This window comes from Pseudomonas sp. P4_D7 (genome assembly GCF_056401755.1).
This window is the reverse complement of record NZ_JBFUIR010000019.1, coordinates 34,972-53,594: the sequence shown is the minus strand read 5'-3', so window position 1 is coordinate 53,594 and position 18,623 is coordinate 34,972. Positions and strand designations below refer to the sequence as shown.

At 57.2% G+C, this 18,623-nt stretch carries 14 protein-coding genes; all 14 read left to right on the top strand.

Annotated features, from left to right (window positions below; genetic code table 11):
- The first annotated feature begins 4 nt into the window (after nucleotides 1–4).
- The 14 genes from tssJ to AC1DVF_RS14640 all read left to right on the top strand — a co-directional run bounded on the left by tssJ (nucleotide 5) and on the right by AC1DVF_RS14640 (nucleotide 18,614).
- On the top strand, nucleotides 5–505 hold the full coding sequence (gene tssJ / locus AC1DVF_RS14705; RefSeq protein WP_007920299.1) for a type VI secretion system lipoprotein TssJ: 501 nt from the start codon (nucleotides 5–7) through the stop codon (nucleotides 503–505).
- Nucleotides 506–507: 2 nt separating this feature from the next.
- Nucleotides 508–1,839 carry a type VI secretion system baseplate subunit TssK gene (gene tssK, locus AC1DVF_RS14700; RefSeq protein ID WP_007920300.1) on the top strand — a complete coding sequence of 444 codons (1,332 nt, stop codon included), beginning with the start codon at nucleotides 508–510 and terminating at the stop codon, nucleotides 1,837–1,839.
- A 5-nt stretch (nucleotides 1,840–1,844) separates the two neighbouring features.
- The gene (gene icmH, locus AC1DVF_RS14695; RefSeq protein ID WP_016985783.1) at nucleotides 1,845–2,720 is read left to right on the top strand and encodes a type IVB secretion system protein IcmH/DotU; all 876 of its coding nucleotides are present in this window, start codon (nucleotides 1,845–1,847) and stop codon (nucleotides 2,718–2,720) included.
- Between the two features lie 13 nt (nucleotides 2,721–2,733).
- Nucleotides 2,734–6,273 carry a type VI secretion system membrane subunit TssM gene (gene tssM / locus AC1DVF_RS14690; RefSeq protein WP_477782667.1) on the top strand — a complete coding sequence of 1,180 codons (3,540 nt, stop codon included), beginning with the start codon at nucleotides 2,734–2,736 and terminating at the stop codon, nucleotides 6,271–6,273.
- The gene (locus AC1DVF_RS14685) at nucleotides 6,273–7,001 is read left to right on the top strand and encodes a PP2C family protein-serine/threonine phosphatase (protein ID WP_038359322.1); all 729 of its coding nucleotides are present in this window, start codon (nucleotides 6,273–6,275) and stop codon (nucleotides 6,999–7,001) included. Before tssM ends, AC1DVF_RS14685 begins: the two co-directional genes overlap by 1 nt.
- Nucleotides 6,998–7,999, top strand: a complete 1,002-nt coding sequence (locus AC1DVF_RS14680) for a serine/threonine-protein kinase (RefSeq protein ID WP_320336130.1) — start codon at nucleotides 6,998–7,000, stop codon at nucleotides 7,997–7,999. Before AC1DVF_RS14685 ends, AC1DVF_RS14680 begins: the two co-directional genes overlap by 4 nt.
- 28 nt (nucleotides 8,000–8,027) lie before the next feature.
- Nucleotides 8,028–10,070, top strand: a complete 2,043-nt coding sequence (locus AC1DVF_RS14675) for a type VI secretion system Vgr family protein (RefSeq protein WP_477782666.1) — start codon at nucleotides 8,028–8,030, stop codon at nucleotides 10,068–10,070.
- Between the two features lie 51 nt (nucleotides 10,071–10,121).
- Nucleotides 10,122–12,899: a glycoside hydrolase family 19 protein gene (locus AC1DVF_RS14670; protein WP_477782665.1), complete on the top strand. Its 2,778-nt coding sequence runs from the start codon at nucleotides 10,122–10,124 to the stop codon at nucleotides 12,897–12,899.
- Complete coding sequence (locus AC1DVF_RS14665; protein ID WP_477782664.1) at nucleotides 12,896–13,831, top strand: tetratricopeptide repeat protein; 936 nt, start codon at nucleotides 12,896–12,898, stop codon at nucleotides 13,829–13,831. The genes AC1DVF_RS14670 and AC1DVF_RS14665 overlap by 4 nt, the downstream gene beginning before the upstream one ends.
- Nucleotides 13,832–14,000: 169 nt before the next feature.
- On the top strand, nucleotides 14,001–14,750 hold the full coding sequence (locus AC1DVF_RS14660; RefSeq protein ID WP_477782663.1) for a lysozyme inhibitor LprI family protein: 750 nt from the start codon (nucleotides 14,001–14,003) through the stop codon (nucleotides 14,748–14,750).
- 47 nt (nucleotides 14,751–14,797) lie between these two features.
- Nucleotides 14,798–15,223, top strand: a complete 426-nt coding sequence (locus AC1DVF_RS14655; RefSeq protein ID WP_477782662.1) for a hypothetical protein — start codon at nucleotides 14,798–14,800, stop codon at nucleotides 15,221–15,223.
- An 8-nt stretch (nucleotides 15,224–15,231) separates the two neighbouring features.
- Nucleotides 15,232–15,693 carry an XAC2610-related protein gene (locus tag AC1DVF_RS14650; RefSeq protein ID WP_477782661.1) on the top strand — a complete coding sequence of 154 codons (462 nt, stop codon included), beginning with the start codon at nucleotides 15,232–15,234 and terminating at the stop codon, nucleotides 15,691–15,693.
- Between the two features lie 20 nt (nucleotides 15,694–15,713).
- Entirely contained in the window at nucleotides 15,714–17,081 is a 1,368-nt protein-coding gene (locus AC1DVF_RS14645) for a lysozyme inhibitor LprI family protein (RefSeq protein ID WP_477782660.1), read from the top strand.
- 138 nt (nucleotides 17,082–17,219) lie between these two features.
- Nucleotides 17,220–18,614 (top strand): TIGR01777 family oxidoreductase, encoded by a 1,395-nt coding sequence (locus AC1DVF_RS14640; RefSeq protein ID WP_477782659.1) that lies wholly within the window; start codon nucleotides 17,220–17,222, stop codon nucleotides 18,612–18,614.
- Nucleotides 18,615–18,623 lie beyond the last annotated feature (9 nt).

Below are 18,623 nucleotides of genomic sequence, written 5' to 3'. Positions count from 1 at the left end.
GCGCATGTCTCGCCGCTCGACCGCTTTTTTCAAGACGCTGACTGCGCTCACCGTGCTGGTGCTGCTCGCCGGTTGCTCGTCGCTGTCGCCGTACTCGAAAGTGACCAAGATCAACCTCAAGCTGACCGGCAGCGATCAGCTCAACCCGGACCTCAACGGTCGGCCGTCGCCGATCGTCGTGCGCCTGTTCGAACTCAAGCACCCGGTGACCTTCGAGAACGCTGACTTCTTCAGCCTGTACGAACGCGCCAAGGAATCCCTCAACCCGGATCTGGTGGCCAGCGAAGAACTCGAACTGCGCCCGGGTGAAACCGTGGAGATGAAGCTCAAGGTGGAAGAGGGCAGCCTTTATGTTGGCGTTCTCGCCGCTTACCGCGACTTGCCGGACACCCAATGGCGCCACACCGTTCAGATCACTCCGCTGGAGGTCACTGAAGTCGATCTGACTCTGGACCAGACCGGCATCCGTAACACCAATCAAGTGCTCGCCAAGGCGGATGACTGATCATGAATACCCATAAAGTCATTTGGCAGGAAGGCATGCTGCTGCGGCCGCAGCACTTCCAGCACAACGATCGTTATTACGATCACCAGATGAAAACCCGCACCCAATTGCTGGGTGGCTACACCTGGGGTTTCCTCAATCTGGAGATCGACCTGCAGTTCCTCAACATGGGCAAACTGGTGATCAGTGAAGCCTCGGGGATTCTGCCGGACGGCAGCCTGTTCGAACTCGGTGGCAACACCGAGCCGCTGGCGCTTGACGTACCGCCGAACACCGGCAACACGCCGATCTACCTGGCGCTGCCGCTGGTCACCGGTAACCACATCGAGTCGCGCCGTCCGGAGCAATCCGACGTGCTTGCGCGTTACACCGCGTACGACGCCGAAGTGGCCGACTCCAACGCCGGCGACGATTCCGCCAGCCAGGTCAGCTGCGGTCGCCCGGACTTCAAACTGTTGCTCGGCGAGCAGCAGAGCGATCAGGCCTACGTCAAGCTGAAGATCTGCGACGTGCTCGACACCACGCCGGACGGCGTGATCAGCCTCGACCCGGATTTCGTGCCGACCTACATTCAGGCCCACGCCTCCAGCTACCTGCTGTCGTGCCTGAAAGAAGTCATCAGCATGCTGAACCACCGTGGCGACACGATTGCCGAGCGGATTCGCTCCAACGGCAAGGTCGGCGGTGCTGAGGTCGGTGATTTCATGATGCTGCAACTGATCAACCGCACCGAACTGCTGCTGCGCCACTACCTCGGCCTGGAGCAAGTGCACCCGGAAGAGTTGTACCGCACGCTGCTGACCATGCTCGGCGATCTGGCGACCTTTTCCGGCGAGAGCAAACGCCCGCGCCTGGACAGCCGCTACTCCCACGCCGATCAGGGTGGGAGCTTCCGCAAACTGATGGAAGCGATTCGCCAGGTGCTGTCGATGGTGCTCGAGCAGCACGCCATCGAACTGATTCTGCAAGCACGTCAGTACGGCATCATCGTCTCGCCGTTGCACGACCACAAACTGCTCGGCTCGGCGTCGTTCGTGCTGGCAGCGAGTGCCAACTGCGACTCCGAAGAACTGCGCCACCGCTTGCCGGCGCACCTCAAGGTCGGCCCGGTGGAGCGTATCCGCCAACTGGTCAACCTGCACTTGCCGGGGATCAAGGTCAAACCGTTGCCGGTGGCCCCGCGGCAGATCGCGTTCCATTCGAACAAAACCTATTTCATCCTCGAACTCAGTTCCGAAGACCTGGCACAACTCGAGCGCTCCGGCGGTTTCGCGTTCCATGTGTCCGGCGAATTCGCCGAGCTTGAACTGAAATTCTGGGCCATCAGGAACTGACCGACATGATCAAGGAAACGGATTACAACCAGGACGACAAAACCGTCCTGCTCGATCGTCAGGGCCACGGACCGGCATCGAGTCCGCTGACCGACTTCGCCGCGCCGCCGCGTTTCGAGCAACTGGAAGAACGCATGATCTACGCCGCGCGCCTGCGCCCGGCAGAAGCGTTCAACATCAGCCTCAATTCGCTGGTCGCTGCTTCGTCCGAGCTGCTTTCGGAAGTGGTGCGCCTCAAGCACAGCGAAACCCGCGAAGACTTGTACGCACTCAACGAGCGTCTGACTGCCGGGCTGAAATTGTTTGAAGTACGCGCCCTGCACAACGGCGCCGAGAGCAGCCAGGTGATGGCCGCGCGTTACGTGCTCTGCACCGTGGTCGACGAAGCTGTCGTGACCACACCGTGGGGCAACGAAAGCGAATGGTCGCAGATGAGCCTGCTGAGCAGCTTCCACAACGAAACCTTCGGTGGCGAGAAGTTCTTCCAGTTGCTCGATCGCCTGTCGAAAAACCCGGTCAAGCACTTGCCGATGCTCGAGCTGATGTACCTGTGCCTGTCCCTCGGTTTCGAAGGCAAGTACCGCGTGCAAGCACGCGGCATGCTCGAACTTGAAGGCATCCGCGATGCTCTGTACCGGCAGATTCGTCAGTTGCGTGGCGACGTGCCGCGCGAGTTGTCGCCGCACTGGGAAGGCTTGAACGATCAGCGCCGCAACCTGGTGCGCATCGTGCCGGCGTGGATGGTGGTGTTGTTCACTTTCGTCTGTCTGGTGGTGATGTATTCGGGCTTCGCCTGGGTCTTGGGCGAGCAGCGCGACACCGTTCTGCAACCTTATCAGCCGCTTGATCCGGCCGCGGTGCAACCGCAGTCGCAGCCGTAAACAGGGACGTGTGATGAAAAAGTTTTTCAAGAAAGTCGGCGCCTTCCTGCGCCAGACCTGGGTCTGGACCTTGCTGCTGGTGCTGTTCGTGGCGCTGCTGGTGTGGTTCGTCGGCCCGTTGTTGGCGGTTGATGACTACAAGTTCTGGGAGAGTGCGACCGCGCGCTTGCTGACCATTGCCGTGCTGTTCCTGATCTGGGGCCTGACCATGGTCTTCGTCAGCTGGCGCGCGGGTATCCGCAAGAAAGCCGAGGAAGAAAGCGAGGACGGCCAGGACCGCATTCGCCGCGAAGAGCTGATTGACGAAGAACAGAAGGAGTTGAAGGCGCGCTTCAAAGACGCGCTGAAAACCCTGAAGACTTCCAGCCTGTATCGCGGCCGCAGCGAGCGCTGGCGCAGTGACTTGCCGTGGTACCTGCTGATCGGTCCGCAGGCTTCCGGCAAGACCAGCCTGCTGGACTTCTCCGGTCTGGAATTCCCGATCAACAAGATCGACCGCAAGCTGACCCGCGACACCCTCGGCACCCGTCATTGCGACTGGTACTTCGCCGACCACGGTGTGCTGATCGACACCGCCGGGCGCTACATGACCCAGCCTGACGCGGAAGTCGACGGCAGCGCCTGGACCACCTTGCTGGAACTGCTGCGCAAGCGCCGTCGCGGGCGTCCGTTGAACGGCGTGCTGGTGACCATTCCGGTGGAAACCCTGCTTGGCGGCAGTGAGCAGGACATCGATACCCTCGCACGCCAGGTTCGCGGCCGTCTGCAAGACGTGCATCAGAAACTGCACGTCGACGTGCCGGTGTACCTGGTCCTGAGCAAGGCTGACAAGCTGCTCGGCTTCGACGAGTTCTTCGATCAACTGACTCGCGAAGAAAGCGATCAAGTGCTCGGCACCAGTTTCCGCAAGGATCAGGTCGGCACCGACGTCGCTGTGCTGCGCAACGAGTTCGAAGAACTGCTGCGTCGCCTCAACAGCCAAGTGATCATGCGCATGCACTCCGAGCGCGACACTCAGCGCCGTGGTCGCATCCTCGACTTCCCGCATCAACTGGGGCAGATCGGCGAGCGCCTGTGCCTGTTCGTCGACATGGCGTTCACCGGCAACCGTTATCAGCGTGCCACGCAACTGCGCGGTTTCTACCTGACCAGCGCGCCGCACCTGACCCAAGAGATGGATGCCACCACCGCCGGCATCGGCGCCAGTCTCGGCATGAGCGCCGGCGTGCTGCCGACCCTGCGCAGCGGCCGTTCGCGGTTTATCCATCACCTGTTCAGCCAAGTGATTTTCCCCGAAGCCGATCTGGCCGGTCTGGACAAGCGCGAACGCAGCCGCATCCATTGGGGCCAGCGTGCGTTGTACGTCGGCGCACTCGCTTCGCTGGCGCTGTTCGGCATGCTCTGGGCCGGTGGTTTCTCGGCCAACTACGAGCGCCTGGAAAACCTGCGCAATCTGGCGCAGAACTGGACGCAGCAGCGCACGGCTTTGTCGCCGCGTGATGACGCCATGGGCGTGCTGAAAACCCTCGACACCAGCTACGCCGCAACCCAGGTCTTTCCGAAAAAGGGCGACGTTTCGTATCACGAACGTGGCGGGCTGTATCAAGGTGAAGACGTCAATCCAGTGGTCAAAGAGGCTTACGAGCGCGAGCTTGAAAAGCAACTGCTGCCACGGGTGGCGACCATGCTCGAAGGGCAGATCCGCGCCAACATGAAGGACCGCGACCGCCTGCTCAACAGCCTGCGCGCGTACCTGATGTTGAACATGAAGGATCGTCGCGATGCCGCGTGGCTCAAGGACTGGGTCGCTACTGACTGGTCGACGCGCTATACCGGCAACACCGCCGTACAGAACGGTTTGAGTGCGCACCTCGATCGCCTGCTGAAGCAGCCGTTTATCTACCCGCTGAACGACCAATTGGTCACTCAGGCGCGTCAGGTATTGCGCAGCGAATCGCTGGCCACCGTGGTTTACCGCATGCTCCGCGAGCAGGCGCGCAACCTGCCGGACTATCGTTTCAGCCAACACCTCGGCCCACAAGGCTCGCTGTTTATCGGCACCGAATACGTGATCCCGGGTTTCTACACGCAAACCGGTTATCAGCAGTACTTCTCGGTACAGGGTTCGGCGCTGGTCACCGACATCCTGCGTGACAACTGGGTGCTGGGTGAAGGCGCCGGCATCAGCGACATGGACTTGCGTCGTCTGATGGTCGAGCTGGAGCAGCTGTACTTCCGCGACTACGCCAACTATTGGAGCGAAGCGGTTGGCCAGGTTGCCCTGCCGCCAATCAGCGACCCCGGTGAAGGTGCCGAGCAACTGGCGGGCCTGACCTCGGCGAATTCGCCGGTGCTGGCATTGCTCACTGAAGTGCGTGAGAACACCCGCTTCCAGGCCGCTGCAGACCCTGTCGAAGAAGCTGGCGACGCTGCTGATGCACTGGCCGGGCAGAAAGGCAAACTGGGTAAAGTCGGTAAACTGGCCTCGGCTGTCGCGGACAAGGCTTCGGCCCTGAACGTGGCGAAGACCCTGCCGGACACCGCGAAGAAGTCGCTGCAACGCCGCTTCGAACCGCTGCATCGTTTGCTCGATGACAACAACGGCCCGGCGGCGGATCTCACGCCTGCACTGAGCGCGCTCAACGACCTGCAACTGCAACTCGCCGGTCTGGCCCGTTCCAGCACGCCGGAACAAGCCGCGTTCGAAATGGCGAAAACCCGCATGAGCGGCCAGCGTGATGCGCTGACCAACCTGCGCAATGCCTCCGGTCGTCTGCCGCGTCCACTGAGCGTGTGGTTCAACGTGCTGGCCGAAGACTCGTGGCGTCTGGTGCTCAACGATGCTTACCAATACCTGAACGGCCGTTATCAGAACGAGCTGTACAGCGTGTATGGCAAAACCATCAGCAAGCGTTATCCGTTCAGCGCCAGCAGCACCAGCGACGTGGCGATCAGCGATTTCCGCGAGTTCTTCCGCGCTCAAGGCACCGTCGACCGTTTCTTCGACAGCTACCTGCGTCCGTTCGTCAGCGGCGATCCGGGCAACTACCGCATGCGCAGTGTCGATGGTCACAGCCTGCCGGTATCGAAGATGTATCTCGACCAGATGGCGGCGGCACTGACGATTCGTCAGAGCTTCTTCTCGATCAACCCGGCCGAGCCGACCGTGCAGTTCAAACTGGAGCCGTACACCCTCGACCCGGCGGTCAGCCGTTCCGAGTTCAAGTTCGGCGACAAGACCATGGAATACCGCCACGGTCCGATCCTGCCAATGTCGTTCAAATGGCCGACCGATGCTGAAGACGGTCGCACCAGTCTGGTCATGGACAAAATGGCCGGTCGCCCGATCGGCATCGAGAAGAACTCCGGCCCATGGTCGCTGTTCCGTCTGTTCGACCTGATGCAGACCGAGTACCTGACCGGTCGCGATGTGCTGGTGCTGAAAGCCGATGTAGGTGGCCTGCGCGCCAACTACCTGCTGACCAGCCAGCGCACGCCGAACCCGTTCGACATGGGCGTACTGCGCACCTTCCGTATGCCGGTGCAGCTCTGATGCTGGTGGCCAGTGCCTGGCGCAGCGCGGCGCGTACCGACCCGGGCAAGGTGCGGGCGCGCAACGAAGATGCCTTCCTCGACTCGCCACAGCAGGGGCTGTGGGTGGTCGCGGACGGCATGGGCGGTCATCAGGGGGGCGACATCGCCAGCCAGTTGATCGTCGCCAGCCTGGCTGAACTGCCGCAACACGAGGACTTCGACGAACGCCTCAAAGCCATCCGCCAGTGCCTGCACTGGTTGAACCGGCGTTTGGGGCAGGAGTTGACGGTCACCGCCGGACGTCACGACAGCATCATGGGCAGCACCGTCGTGGCGCTGCTGGTGGAAGGCAATCGCGCAGCCTGCATTTGGGCCGGCGACAGCCGTTGCTACATGTGGCGCGGGCAGCGGTTGTATCAGCTGTCCAAGGATCATTCGCTGCAACAACAATTGATCGACGAGCAACAGATGAGCGTCGAACAAGCGGCAGCGCACCCAGCGGCTCAGGCCTTGACCCGAGCCGTCGGCGCCGCTGAACAACTGACCCTGGATGTCCTCGAACTCGAGGTTTATCCGGGCGATGCGTTTTTGCTCTGCAGCGATGGTTTGTATCAGGGCCTGAGCAGCGATGCCCTCGGCAACGCCCTCAGCCTCAGCGCGCCGCATGTGGCGCTGGAACGTTTGTTCGACGGCGCCCTGCGTGGCGCCGCGCGCGACAACCTGACAGCCGTGGTGATCCGCCAATGACTGAAATCGAATCCTCAGTCGATGACTTGCTGATGAGCGACGAACAGGCCAACAACCTGACCTACTTCGCCTTTGCCAAGGAAAACAGAGCAGAACCGTTGCTGGCGCCGACCAAGGCCAGCATCGGTGCACTGCCGGATGTACTCGCCGGTCGCTACCACCTCGAGCGTCTGCTCGGGGCCGGTGGCATGGGCGCCGTTTACCGGGCGCGGGATCTGCTGCACGAACAGTTCGGTGATCCCGATCCTTACATTGCGCTGAAAATCCTCAGCGAAGAATTTGCCGAATCGCCGGACGCCAGTGCCTTGCTCTACAGCGAGTTCGCCCTGACCCGACGCCTGCGCCACGACAACGTCGTGCGTGCACATACCTTTGAAGTCGACACCGACTGCCAGCGGGCCTTCATCACCATGGAATACATGCGTGGCCTGACCCTGGACAAATTGCTCTGCGAGCGGCCCCTCGGCCTGCCGTGGCAAGAGCTGCGCGACATCATCCTGCCGCTGCTCGACACGCTGGCCTACGCCCACGGTCGCGGCGTGCTGCACGGTGACCTGAAACCGAGCAACGTCATGCTCAGCGAAGACGGCCTGCGCCTGTTCGACTTCGGCCTCGGTCAGGCAGAGGAGGGCGTGATGCCCGGCCTGCCGCACCTGAGCCGCGAGCGCTTCAACGCCTGGACCCCGGGCTACGCCGCCCCCGAACTGCTTGAGGGCCAACCGTTGTCGGCCAGCGCGGACGTGTACGGCGTAGCCTGCGTGATCTATGAACTGGCGGGCGGCAAACACCCGTTCCGCCGCTTGCCCTCGACCCAGGCCCGCGATGAGCACCTGGAGCGCGAACTGCAAGCCCCGGCGAACTTACCCAAACACGGCTGGCCAGCGCTGCGAACCGCGCTGAGCTTCAACCCGGCAGAACGCACCATCACTGCCCAACAATTGCGTGACGCCTTGGGCGCCACTTCGTCCTGGCTGCAACGTCTGCGACTTCGGGCGTAACGGATGACATTCGAACAGGGAGCACTTTATGTTCAACCCAGCTAACGAAACCCACTTCAGCCTCAAGGTCGAAGACTACGTCGGCGACCTGCAAGTGCTGTCGTTCACCGGCACCGAAGGCATCAGCCAGCCGTATCGCTTCGACCTCGAACTGGTCAGCGAAAACCCCGATCTGGACCTCGAACAGCTGCTGCATAAGCAGGCCTTCCTCGCATTCGATCCACAAGGCTCGGGCATCCACGGCCAGATCTACCGCGTTGCCCAAGGCGATGCCGGCAAGCGCCTGACTCGCTACAAAGTGTCGATGGTGCCGCAACTGCAATACCTGCATCACCGCACCAACCAGCGCATCTACCAGCAGATGTCAGCGCCGAAAATCATCGCGCTGATCCTCGAAGAACACGGCATCAAGGGCAACRCCTACAGCTTCCAGCTCAGCCAGCCGTGCCCGGACCGCGACTACTGCGTGCAGTACGACGAAACCGACCTGCACTTCGTCCAGCGCCTGTGCGAGGAGGAGGGGATTCACTATCACTTCCAGCACAGCGACAAAGGCCATCTGCTGGTGTTCGGCGACGACCAGACCGTGTTCCCCGACCTCGGCCAGCCAACCGCGTACGTACAAGGCAGCGGCATGGTCGCCGAAGAACCGGTGATCAAAGGCTTCAAACTGCGCCTGGAAACCCGCACCAGCCGCACCACGCGCCGCGACTACGACTTCGAAAAACCGCGCCTGCAAATGGAAGCGGCCTACAAACCCGAAGGCGAGAGCACTGAGCCGGATCTGGAAGACTACGATTACCCCGGCCGCTTCATCGACCGGGCCCGTGGCAAGTTCCTCAGCCAGCGCGCCCTCGAACGCCACCGCGCCGACTATCGTCAGGCCGAAGGTCGCGGCGACCAGACCAAACTGGTCAGCGGCCACTTTCTGGAAATGTCCGACCACCCACGCAGCGAGTGGAATGACCTGTGGTTGCTCACCGAAATCTTCCACGAAGGCAAGCAGCCGCAAGTCCTCGAAGAAGGCGTGACCAGCGACACCACCGACAACAAGGACGACTTCCACCAAGGCTACCGCAACACCTTCCTCGCCACCCCGTGGGACGTGTTCTACCGCCCGGCCCTCGAACACCCGAAACCACGCGTCCTCGGCAGCCAGACCGCCATGGTCACCGGCCCCAAAGGCGAAGAAATCCACTGCGACCAATACGGCCGCATCAAAGTCCAGTTCCACTGGGACCGCGAAGGCCTGGCCGACGACAAAACCAGCTGCTGGCTACGCGTCTCCAGCTCCTGGGCCGGCGACCGCTACGGCGCCATCAGCATCCCGCGCATCGGCATGGAAGTCCTCGTCACCTTCCTCGAAGGCGACCCCGACCAACCGCTGGTGACCGGCTGCCTGTACCACAAGGAAAACCCGGTGCCGTACGCCTTGCCGGCGAACAAGACTCGCAGCGTGTTCAAAACGCTCAGCTCGCCGGGTGGCGGTGGGTACAACGAACTGCGCATTGAAGACAAGAAAGGTGCGGAGCAGATCTACATTCATGCCCAGCGGGATTGGGATGAGAACGTTGAGCACGATCAGAAGATTCGGGTCGGCAATGAACGTCATGACACGGTGGTTAAGAACACCTACACCGAGCTGAAGGCTGAAGAACACCGCACGACGATTAGCGATCGCAAGATTGAAGCGAAGCTGGATGACCACCTCACGGTTGGGCAGAACCAACATGTGAAGCTGGGGACTGCGCAGCTCACCAGCGTGGGGAAAGAGATTCACCTTAAGGCAGGGGACAAGATCGTTATCGAGGCGGGGACGGAGCTGACCATTCTTGGGGGTGGGAGCTTTATCAAGCTCGATGGCGGTGGGGTTACGGTGGTTGGGCCGGTGATCAAGATCAATGCCGGTGGGTCGGCTGGTTCCGGCACGGGGATCGGGATTAAACCGCCGGTGCTACCGGGGGCGGCGGATAAGGATAAGGCGGGGAGTTTGATGGATCAGGCGTTGTTGAATGCGTCTGAGGAAAAGATCAAACGCAAACCGAAGCGCATGCTCAATTTTTCCGGGTAAGACATCGACGGCAATCCAAGCCACCAGGGATCAGAATTCAGGTAATTGGTAATGACAGAGACAACAAACAAAATTCAAAAATGGTCGTATCCCCTGAAAGTGGGGACAGCTGAAGCGACCGATCCGCAGCAGTTCTACAAGGCGTTAGCCAAAGCGAAGGATGGTTACTATCCGCTGGGGGCCAATGGGCTTTGGCATGGTGGTGTGCATTTCGATGAAGCTTCGGGTTTGGTCAGCGATCTGACGGAGGTCAGATGCATCGCTGATGGAGAGGTCGTCGCGTACCGCATCGACGAGAAGTACCCGACTTCTGATTTTGGTTCGACACCCTCGGTTTATTCGACTGGGTTTGTGCTGGTAAAGCATCGCCTTGAGCTTCCGGCACCTCCTGCGCCAGGAGCGGCTCCTGCTACGCCCGGGCCAAGCCTCACATTCTTCAGCCTCTATATGCACCTGCTGGACTGGGAAGGTTACAAAGCGAACCCCACGCTTAAAGACCGGCCGGGTTTCTGGGGAAAGGGGCTTTATGAAGTTAAGGCCAATGCTCCAGACAAGCCTTTGGGCATACGGATGCGAAGTGGTAACGCCGGACACTTTCCCGTCTTGGCAGTTTTACCCCGGGGGACGACCGTGGTTACACAACCTGCCCCAGCGAATCAAATGTGGGTTGCGGTTATCAGCGTTAGTCCTGAAATCGCAGGCTTGCCTGCAGGCGGATGGGTATATAAGGGTCAATTGAAAGACTTGGGTGGTGGCAAGTATTTCGTGGGTAACGAAGCTCAAGATCCTATCCCTGGAGGCGCTCAGCACGGAGCGAATATTCGCAGCGCCCATACCAGTGGCCTCCCGATTAGCCACTTACCAGCAGGCGTACAAGTACGGCTTGGTGACGAAGCGACACCTAACAACTTTCGTAAACTCGCCGAAATCGTCAGTGGCCAGGCAACGCCAGCCTTAGCGCCCGGCGCAGATGGGAAGCTCCCGGGTTTTATTTGGCTGCAATCACTTACGCCAAAGAGTGAGCCACATAGCCCGATGGGGGATGTTGTTGTCCTCTCTCCGACATACAAGATCAAGGCTGGTGAGGTTCTGGGGCATGTTGGAAAGTATCAGAACCATTCAGATGCAGCTCCGAAGAACCTTCTGCACCTAGAGGTTTTTAGCTGTGAGGATGTGAAGGCTTTCAGTGAGCAGAGTAAAGCTAAGGCTGTCGGTTTCCCCATCGCTGAAAAATCGATAGTCAAAATCCCAGTAGGCACCAAACTTGTAACTCACGTACAAGGAATGGGCGCTACGAATCCACCTAAAGTATCGGATGCTGGGAAAGATGTGGGGTACGATTTTTATATCCCAGTAGGACTGCTAGAAGGGTTATCTGCGGACAAAAAAATAAAACAAGCAGTCACAATGGGTCAGTCAACGACAACTACTTATTGGTGGCGTCTAGAGGGGCTTTTGGGAGACAAGGACGGTAACGGAATTGATGGTTGGTTCGCGGAGCAGGATGTAGTTATTTCTCGACACTCACCCTTTGAATGGGGTGGCTTCAATTTCATCGAAGAGACCACCAGCAACGCCGATCACTTAGCAGCGTTCCTGCATGCTCAAGAGAATCTCAATGAGCAAGAGCGTGAAACTTATGTACCAAACATTGAAGCGGCCGTTGCGGGTTCGGTTAACGAGATGCTGTATAAAATACTTGACCGGAATGGGGACAAAAAACTGGCCCCGTCTGAGATTGCAGAGGCATTGAGCAAGCCTTGGTTCTCCCAACCGATATCGAACTTGGTCACGCGCTATGAAAATGAGTGGGATTTCAAAAAAGATAAGTGGGATGCTCTGGACGAAATAATTGGGCATAGTAATTCTGAGCCTCATAAAGATTGGATAGAAGAAAAGGCAAGAATTGAGAAGCTTAGTTGGTGGAGCAAGCTGTTGGGTCAGCATGGAATCTCCAATAATGCGAGCGTGCAACATATTCATCCTGTCGGTCTAATTTCTTCGTTTGCACATAACGGTGGCTGTAGTTGTTCGGATGTTATTACTAAAGAGCAAATTAAATTAATTGCCCCAGCGGCTACACAGGCTAATATAGACAAGTACACAGATTTGCTAACTGAAATGTACGCTACGGCTGGAATTGTTACCTGTATAAGTAAGGCGCATGTTTTGGCGCAGATGTTACATGAGAGTGGCAGTCTTAGGGTTACGATTGAGGGTTATAATAGCCTTCCTTCGTATGCACCATATATTGGCCGGGGATTGATCCAAATTACTTATGAAGAAAACTATAAGGCTTATGGGGTTTTTGTAGGCGAAAATTTCTTGGGTGCGCCCGACTATAATAAAATGGCACAGCTGCCTCATAGTGTGGTTTCCGTAGGGTGGTTCTGGGCGAATTATAAAAAGTTAACTGCGAGTTCGGATTTGGATGATTTTATCTATTGTACGGCCGTGGTGAATGGTGGCTTCAATGGTTACGATGATAGATTGCAATTTTTGAATCGAGCAATTGAAGCGCTTGATATAAAGGGGTGCGCTAAGCTAAACAAGCTGGGCGTCTATGAGTTGGCTGACAGCAAAGCATATAAAAATGCCAAGTTTTCGTTTGCTTGGGGGCTATGGAGTGATCCGGCGGGAGGAACTAGCGGGAAGGCCGCAGACCGAAATCAAGCGATTATAGGGTATAAGCGTTTTATTGAACTATATAACTCGGACTCGTCCGTGAGTGGCAATGCTACCCGCAAATACTACGCATCTTCCCGCACCGCGTCTGTCGCGAAACAGCATGCTGAAGCTCGAATAGTTGCTCTTGGAGGAACGCTATGATGAAGTTCTTATGTGGTTTCATTCTTCTTTCCGTGTTCGGTGTTGTGCAGGCAGCTACTCAGTGTCAGATCGATCTGAATTCCGATGGAGTATGTGATCATTATGCTGTGTCCTCTTCTGCGGAAGATGAGACTTTTTCAAATATAACCATCGATATTGGTGGTAGTGATAAAAAAATAACAGGTGGTTTTGAGCTCGGTAGCGGTGGGCTTTCTGAGGGGTATATACCAGGTGATTTTTCACTTCTGATTGACTATTATCCGCATAACACACTGATAACGAAGTATGACTTCAGATGGGATCGAAGTCTTAATGATTTCGTACTATACAAAATGTCCGGCTGGGAGGAGCCTGATCGTGATGAAAAATATTCTATCAGCGACGAGAGCGTGCCAGGCGAGGATAGAATACCTCGTGAATTTAATGTGCGGCGCATTGAGTGTTGCGTAAAGTTTTCTCAATTTTCTGGTAATGGTCCTTCTGTCAAGAATATGAGTGAAAGTGTAAAGCTTGCTGAAATCAATAAGGACTTTAAGTATGTATTGAAGAAGCTTCCTGAAGGTGAAAAAGGGGGGCTGTTTCTTCAGTCCGGCACAAGTAGGGAACGAATTAGTATTCCAAAAGATTTGGTATATGAAATGACATTGATTGTTGGCGATAATAATGTTGGAGCGATCAATGATTATGCTTATTATCTATACCGCAATAAAGAGAGTGCTTTAGCAGTATTGCTTCTGAAGAAAATTCACCAAAAGTATCCTGAAAGGGTGGTTGCTATACTGAATTTGGCAGATGCTTATTGGGATCTAGGTATGAAAGAAGATGCTTGCCCTCTTTACGCGAGTTATACCGATAAGATGAATGCGCTTGGCAAGTCTTCGCGTATACCTGCATCTGTTAAAGATAAGAATTATTGTATAAAGAGGGGTTGATATATTTGTTGCGAATCAAAGGGGACGGATTTATTTGTTGCGTTCGATCGCTTTGAATTTGGTTGAGAACTTAAATAGATCTGGCCCGTTTGTCGGTTCTGACTCTATCTTCTGTCGCAGGCCCGTTCAGAATTGAACGGATCACTGAGTTTTTTACGGACGCCAAGGAATGCAGATTTTCAAATTCAGCCTCATTTTTTTTCTTTCAATACTGTCGCCTGTGGTCATGGCTGAGGGCACGATGATTGCCACCATCCTTCAGGCCGACTTTTCCAAGGACCCGGAAGTCCGGTTGCTTGTCAGAGTCGTTGATGTGGGTGGCGGTTCGGATACCCCTTCCATGGCGGTTCGTAATCAATGCCTGGAGAGGAAGGCGTCCGCAGAGCGTCCTGGGCCGGATCCGTGCTTTTCGATAGAGATCACGGAGAGCAAAAAGCAACGGGCCATTGTTCGGCAAACGCTATTGAATGATCCTCAGCGCACAACCGACCCTATCTATTTGGAAATTGTTTATCGCTCGGAGGTCAGCGAGAGCGATCCGACGAATCACCATCAGCGATCCGCCACACTGAAGATCGAAGAAAACGGCCTCTACAATTGGAACAATGAGAGCGAACAGGCATTGGCGGACGTTGAGTGGTTTCCCTCGGGAAATGGTGTTCTTGATCTGATGGTTCCTGACGCGGATGCATTGTTGAATTCTGTATTTCGGGATCGTATGAGCCGGCTGGACGAAAGCGGTCAGAAAGCACTGAGGGAAACTCAAAGAGCCTGGATGAAATTTCGAGATGCGGAGTGCCAGGCCGACCCGAAATTGCATAAATCAGTTTTCGGTGAGTGGTCCGATGCCTGCCTGATTCGCGCGACGATAGAGCGTGCTCGCCAATTGGCTTTGGCACCGGACAAGAACAGGCGTTGAAACGGACAAGTCAGAGCATTGGCGCGAAAGCGTCTACTTGGATGAGCATGAACAAACTTTTCTTTCTCTTTTTTGCGCTATTTCCTTTAGGCGCTCAAAGCGCAGTCACCACCGAATCACTTTGCTTCGAACTATCCCAATCGAGCCCGGTAAAGTTCGAACTCCGGACCTACTACGACGAAGCCAGCAAATGGTCCGGTGGTTTCGTGAAGTACGCCAATTCAAGTGAGCCCATTTCCATTGTGTTGACGGATTCTCAGAATGAAGTCCTCGATCCGGACGCGCCTTGGCAGCACACCAGAACCTGGTCCGAAATCGTCAACGGCAAGGTCACGGGGACTTATGAGTTGATGACTCAAGGCTCGCAGATCGTCTCGATGTCTTACACAAAGCAGTCCAGCGGTAAGGCTTATGGCTTCGGAATCAGCACCAGCATCGACTCCTCTCTCGAGTCCGGATGCAAGTGGGAGTAGGGCAGTACATGCAATTCAAAACTCTAGCGGTATCGCTGCTCGGCCTGATGTGGACGATCCCGGCGTTGGCCGAAACCACCACGTTCAGCCCAACCAAAGGCGTCGAAGCGACGCTGGTTCTCGAAGGCCCCAAGCTGAACGTCGCGGTTAAAAGCGAAACGCACAGCGAGTCTCGGACAATCGATTTTGAAGCCGAGAACGAACTCCACGTGCAGTTCGACGATTTCAATTTCGACGGCACCCAGGATTTCGCGATCTGGCAGCTGGATGACGGCATGGGTACTTACGATTACTACCGGGTGTTCGTTTACCAAACCAGAACCGGAATGTTCGAAGAGTTGCAGCCGGACTGCGGCGATGGCTTCGTTAACCTGCGCGTCGACCAAAAGCGCAAAGCGTTGCTCAGCACTTACTGGGAAATGAACATACCCAAGCAATGCATCACCCGATTCACCAAACGCAAAGCCTGAATGACTCAAGGAAGAACACTGTGAACCGTTTTGTTTTTACCCTGCTAGCCGCGCTGCTGTTGCCAGTTTCTGCGGTCTATGCGCAGGACGACTGCAGCCATGTCACCTCAAGCCTGGAAATGGTGCCCTGTTCGGAGGCGGCGAAGAAGGCTGCCGATACGCAGTTGAATGTCAGCTACAAGCAGTTGATGACGCGGCTTGAGTCTGACTATCGAGCAGATCCGGCATTGGGCGCGGAGTACGCCGCGAAGGTTAAAGAGTCGCAACGTGCGTGGTTGAAATTGCGCGATGCGAACTGCCCTTTGGAGGCGTTCGAGATCGAGACGGGGATGCCGGCGCATGTGTTCGCCGTTAACTCGTGCATCGCCAGAATGAGCCGCGAGCGCTCGGCGTATCTGGACAAGATTGTCCCTGCGCTTGCATCCGATAAGAGCGCTTCGACGGCTCCCACCAGCGACGCTTGCCCCTCGGAGGAGTTCGCGCCTTTCCTGACTGCGTTTTCCGCCAACAGCGAATCACAGCGCCGTCTCACGGCGATGACGGTCAAGTCGCTGGTGTTGAAACCGGTAGCAGGAAAGGATCGAAGTACCTTTGAGCCTTCGACCTCGGGAGTCAGTGGAGCTACTTTCAACTATCCGCTGATGGCTGCAATCACGCCCGGCAAGACACCTGGAGTCGAAATCGAAGAGGTCGATGACAATCACGTCAACGTTGTGGATAAACGGGCGGGTAACAGCAATGTGAAAATCTTCAACTTCTCTCGTCAGGCGTGCTGGGTGCTTGAGGGGATTGAGGATTGGTCGATCAGTGAGAAGGATCTTGTCGCAACGGACAACCCGGGAATGAGCCGCGCCGAGAACTTCTGTTATCAGCGTGCCGAAGCGCTAGGTGGGCTGGGGTTTCTTGAGCAATACCCGCTGACTGTGGAGTTGATTGAAGCGTCCCTGGAAAATTTCGTGTGTGCTGCAGAGTCAGGTGATGCACAGGCGAGCCTGTCGGCGGCAAGCCTAAGCCTTTCGCAAATGGCGTCTCAGTTGGAAACCCCGAAGGTTGAGGCGCTGTTCAAAGCAGCCTCGAAAATACCGAGTGGCGCGTTGGCCTATGCCACTTTTTTTTGTGTCGGAAACTCCACCGACTATAACGGCCCTTGCCTCCATCCCGAGCAGGCAAAAGAGCAGGTCATTCGGGCGATCACCATGGGTTCCACAGACGCGATGAATTATCTGGCCTCGACCTTTGAAGGTGGCGAGCTTGGAACGAAGGATATGTCGCGGGCGCTAGCCTGTTATCAAATGGCGGCTGACAAAGGTAATCAGTTGGGCATCTTCAACGTGGGGCGATTGGGAACACAAGGCGCTGAGCCGATCAAGGCCAGTCACTGCATCTGAAATGCCGGGTCATGTCTGATGCGTTTTCGCAGTCGTTGGGTCTGAATCCGTCCGGTAAAACGTTTAGTTTTTGAGCATCTGACGACCGCGATTTTCCTTTAAACTCCCCACCCCCAAGGAATGCGCTCAGGACATGGAATGCCAGCCCCCTCGACCTCGCTTCGCCCCGCGTTAGTGCTCTGGCTATACGCCGCCGCAATCGTGCACATTCTCGCCGGCCTCACCCTGACCTGGGCCGGTCACTCCGGATTACTCGACGGCTACCTGCACAATCTCGAACTCGCATTCTGGGGCGCTGATGCGGTTCCCACCGCCGGCCACGAACAACAAGTCTGGTGGCTCGCGCTGTTCGGCGCGACGCTGCAAAGTTATTCGCTGTACATGCTCGCGCTGGTGCACTTGGGCAATCGCTTGAAAACCCCGGCAGTCTGGGGCTGGTTGAGCGCCGGCATCCTGTTATGGGCGCCGCAGGACATGTGGCTTTCAGCGCAACAACAGGTCTGGTCGCACCTGTGGCTCGACGGTTTTGCGTTGCTGGTGTTGGTGCCGCCGTTATTCTGGCTGTATCGGCATGACCGCCGCAAATCCCCTTCAGAAAAGACTCCGAGCCAATCCAACCCGTTTGCCGGCGGCACTTTCAAGCGTGTGCTAATCACCGGCGGCACCGGGTTCATCGGTGAAACCTTGGTCAATCAATTACTCGACGCGGGCCACTCGGTCAGCGTACTGACGCGCGATCCATTGAGCGCAGCCAATCTATTCAACGGCCGCGTCCGCTGCGTGCATTCGCTCAGCGAACTCAGCCACGACGAAGCCTTCGACGTAGTGATCAATCTCGCCGGTGCCCCCGTCGCCGGCCCGCGCTGGACTCCCAAACGTCAGGCTCAACTGCTCGCCAGCCGAGTCGGCACCACCGAAGCGTTGATGACCTGGCTGAAGAACGCCAAGAACAAACCCACGCTATGGATTCAAGCCTCAGCCATCGGTTTCTACGGCGTGCGCGATGCCAGCGAAAGCCTCGACGAACACGCCAGCAAAGGCGATGGGTTCATGGCCGAACTCTGTGCGCGCTGGGAAGCCGCCGCGCAACCGGCCACGGAGTTTGGCGTGCGTCAGGTGGTGCTGCGCCTAGGCGTAGTGTTCGGTCCCGGCGGTGCGTTGACGCCGTTGCTGCTGCCGTTCCGTCTGGGTTTCGGCGGGCGCATGGGTGATGGTCGGCAGATCATGAGCTGGGTGCATCGCGACGATGTGCTTCAGGTGATCGCGCGGGCGTTCAACGACGACACTCTGCGCGGCACCTACAACATGGTCGCGCCCGAAACGGTCAGTCAGGCAGCGTTCGCCGAGCAGGCCGGCAAGGTCCTCAAGCGTCCGGTGTGGTTGCACATTCCCGCCGCGCCAGTGCGTGCAATGGCGGGGGAGATGGCGCAGTTGTTCTTCGACGGTCAGCGCGTGGTGCCGCAGCGTTTGACCGACGCCGGTTACACATTCCGTTATCCAACCCTCGACGCCGCTCTGCGCGATCTGACCTGAGGATCGTCC